This window comes from Parvibaculum sp. (genome assembly GCF_040882025.1).
Taxonomy (GTDB): Bacteria; Pseudomonadota; Alphaproteobacteria; order Parvibaculales; family Parvibaculaceae; genus Parvibaculum.
This window is the reverse complement of record NZ_JBBECC010000140.1, coordinates 1-3,081: the sequence shown is the minus strand read 5'-3', so window position 1 is coordinate 3,081 and position 3,081 is coordinate 1. Positions and strand designations below refer to the sequence as shown.

The 3,081-nt window shown below is 64.7% G+C and carries 3 protein-coding genes; all 3 read right to left on the bottom strand.

Annotation, left to right across the window (positions count from 1 at the left end; translation table 11 throughout):
* On the bottom strand, positions 1-1,559 hold a 1,559-nt coding region (locus tag WEB61_RS10050), incomplete at its 3' end, for a marine proteobacterial sortase target protein (protein ID WP_368064203.1).
* 145 nt (positions 1,560-1,704) lie between these two features.
* A complete protein-coding gene (locus tag WEB61_RS10045; RefSeq protein WP_368064202.1) occupies positions 1,705-2,313 on the bottom strand; it encodes a glutathione S-transferase family protein in 609 nt (202 codons plus the stop codon).
* 10 nt (positions 2,314-2,323) lie between these two features.
* Positions 2,324-3,081: PLP-dependent aminotransferase family protein (locus WEB61_RS10040; RefSeq protein ID WP_368064201.1), on the bottom strand; the 758-nt coding region annotated here is incomplete at its 5' end.

Below are 3,081 nucleotides of genomic sequence, written 5' to 3'. Positions count from 1 at the left end.
TTTTCGAAGAGCACGCTCATGCGTTCGGCAACCTGCGTCTCGCTGCCGATATGCGTGAAGGTGCCACGCCCGGCTTCGGCGGCGCGGGCCATGAAGTAGCTGTTGGGGGCCGAGCCGATGCCGACTGTGAAAATGCGCGAACGGCCGAGATTGCTCGTGATCTCGGTGAAGAGTTCACGTTCATTGTAGATCGCGCCGTCGGTCAGGAAGACGATCTGGCGCAGGCGCGAACTGTCGCCGGCATCGGGGTCCACAAGCGACGCCCTGAGCGCCGGCAGCATTTCGGTGCCGCCATTGGCCTGAAGGTTGCCGACATAACGGCGTGCGACGTCGAGGTTCTCGCCATGCGCCGCGACGGCTTGCGGAAAGAGCACCGTCGTCGTGTCGTCGAAGCGGATGACATTGAAGGTGTCGGAGGGCTTCAACCGGTTGAGGGCCCACAGGAGGCTCTTCTTTGCCTGATCTATCGAGGGGCCCGACATCGAGCCCGAATTGTCGATGACGAAGATCACCTCGCGGGGCTTTGCCGCCGGAACGGTGCCGCCGGCGGGCGGCGTCAGCATGACCAGGATGTAGTCCTCATCGCCGACACGCTCGCGGAAGAGGGCGGCGGCGGGCGCGGATGCCGCGGCCGGCTTCCACACAAGTTCGAAGTCCTTGTTGGCCGGCGTCAGTTTTTCGGCCAGCGTCAGCCTGGCCTTGTGTGTCCCGTCGCGCGTCAGCGAAATCTCGTGATGCGCACTTTCGACCGTGCCGAGCGCGAAGCCCGCGTCGAGAGAAATCGCAAGGCTTACGGGGTTGATCTTGCCCATGTCTGGATGAAGCACCGGCGGCTGCTCGAGGTCGAGCGGTTCCGGGGACGGCAGTATCTCGCCCCAGCCACCCTCGCCGGGCTTGAAGTCCACGAGCTGCGGGGTTGCGTTTCTCGGCACATAGCGCGGCGCGACGACCATCGGGAAGCGCAGCGAGAAGACGTCGTCGTCCTGACGCACCGTCTGCTGGTATTCGATCTGGATGACGATCGTTTCCTTCGGACCGATATTGGCGACCGAGTTGGTGAACACGTTGGGACGTTGCTGCTCGACGAGGCTGGCGCGCCGGCCGTCGGCGCGAGCCTCTTCATATACCCGCCGCGCCTCCTGCTTTTCCTTGATCTGGCCTTCGATGACGCGGTCGCCGATTACCATTTTCAGCGTGTCGACGGCCGAGTTCTCAGGCAGGGGAAAGACATACTTGCCTTCGACCCAGCCGTCGCCGGGATTGATGAAGTGCTGCGTCACGCGGGCGCGTGCGATCGGGCCGGTGACGTCGATCTGGACGTCTGTGGCAAGGAGGGGCGCCGGCACGTACTTGCCGGGCTCGGTCGAATTCAGCAGCAAGGCGCCGCTTTCGACGTCCCCCAGACGAACAAGGCCCGCGTTGTCGGCGCGGGCCTGATGCTGGGCGAAACTGACGACGACAAAGAGAGAAACGCAAACAATGAAGAGAATCCGGGCAAGAATCTCGGACCGGCGTTGCCGAAATACGGCATACGCGGCGTAGCGCGCTGTGTTTGGCATGATGGTGTCCCCGCAACATGCTGATTTTCGGGAGGCGAATCCTCCTCAGGCGGACAAAGTGTCGCGGGCAAATGGGGCGGCCCCGGTTCGGAAAGCCGACAGGAGGGGAACCTTTTTGGGGCCATTTTGTGGCGGCCCCGCTCTGTCAGGGACGCCAGTCCATGGCGACGTGGCCGGGCTCCCTCCGTATGCGGTTCATCCAGCGGCCGATCGCCTTGTGGGGCGCGACGTCGAAGCCGCCTTCATGGGCGACATGCGTGTAGGCGTAAAGGGCGATATCGGCGATGGAATACCGGCCGCCGGCAAGCCAGTCATGGTCCTTGAGGTGGCGCTCCATCACGTCGAGCGCCTGATAGCCGCGCTCATGCCATACGGGGAAGCTGTCCTTCCTCTCCTCGTAGCCGCCGGGCTTGATCGATTGCCAGAAGCGGGCGACGGCGATGTAGGGCTCGTGGCTGTATTGCTCGAAGAACATCCACTGGAGCGCCTGCGCGCGGGCCATCCGATCGTCCGGCAGCAGGGCCGTGCCCTCGGCCAGATAGAACATGATGGCGTTCGATTCCGCCAGCGTCCGCCCGTCGTCGAATTCAACGGTGGGCACACGCCCGTTCGGGTTGAGGCTCAGGAAATCCTCTGTCCGGCTTTCGCCCTTCAGAATGTCGACATCGACAAGTTCGAGCGGCAGGCCGAGCAGGCGGGCCAGCAACCGCACCTTGTAGCAATTGCCGCTGTCCTGCATCTGGTAGAGGCGCATGGGGGTCCCGTCAGAAGCGCCGGGGGCAACCGGCCTTGGTCAGTACGTCGACGAGGCGTGCCGCAGCCTTGCCTATCTCGACCTCGGGCACCGAGGCATAGCCCATATAAAGGCCCGGCCGGCCCGGTTCCAGCCGGTAAAGCGACAGCGGGCTGACATGGATGTCGGCTTCGGCGGCGGCCTGCGCCATCGCCGCGTCGTCGGCGCCGGGCGCGAGGAACGCAGAGAGCTGCAACCCGCCTTCGCCGGGCGCCGCTTCGAGCCAGAGGGCAAGTTCGCCGTCCAATGCCTTCAGCAGCAGCGCCCGGCGCTCGGCATAGAGCGCCCGCATACGCCTGACATGGCCGCCGTAGTGGCCCTCGCCGATGAAGTCGGCCAGCGCCGCCTGAACCGTCGAGGGCGGTACATGGCCGGTGATGCGGATGGCGGTGCCGAAAGCATCGACCAGATGTTCGGGCACGATCAGGTAGCCGATCTTGATGGCCGGGAACATCGTCTTGGCGAAGGTGCCCATGTAGATGACGGTATCGGCCCGGTCGAGGCCCTGCAGTGAGGCGATGGGACGGCCCTGGTAGCGATATTCGGAATCGTAGTCATCCTCCAGTACCCAGGCGCCGCATTGCCGCGCATGGTCGAGCAGCGCGAGCCGACGCTGTAGCGACAGCGTCGCGCCGAGCGGGAACTGATGGGAGGGGGTCACATAGATCAGGCGGGGTGCCTCGTGCCGGGCGATGCCTGCCTCGACATCGATGCCCTCGGCATCGACCG

Bases quoted from the DNA above. Each gene is read 5' to 3' on its own strand.
- WEB61_RS10045 (WP_368064202.1), bottom strand. From the start codon at position 2,313: ATGCGCCTCTACCAGATGCAGGACAGCGGCAATTGCTACAAGGTGCGG.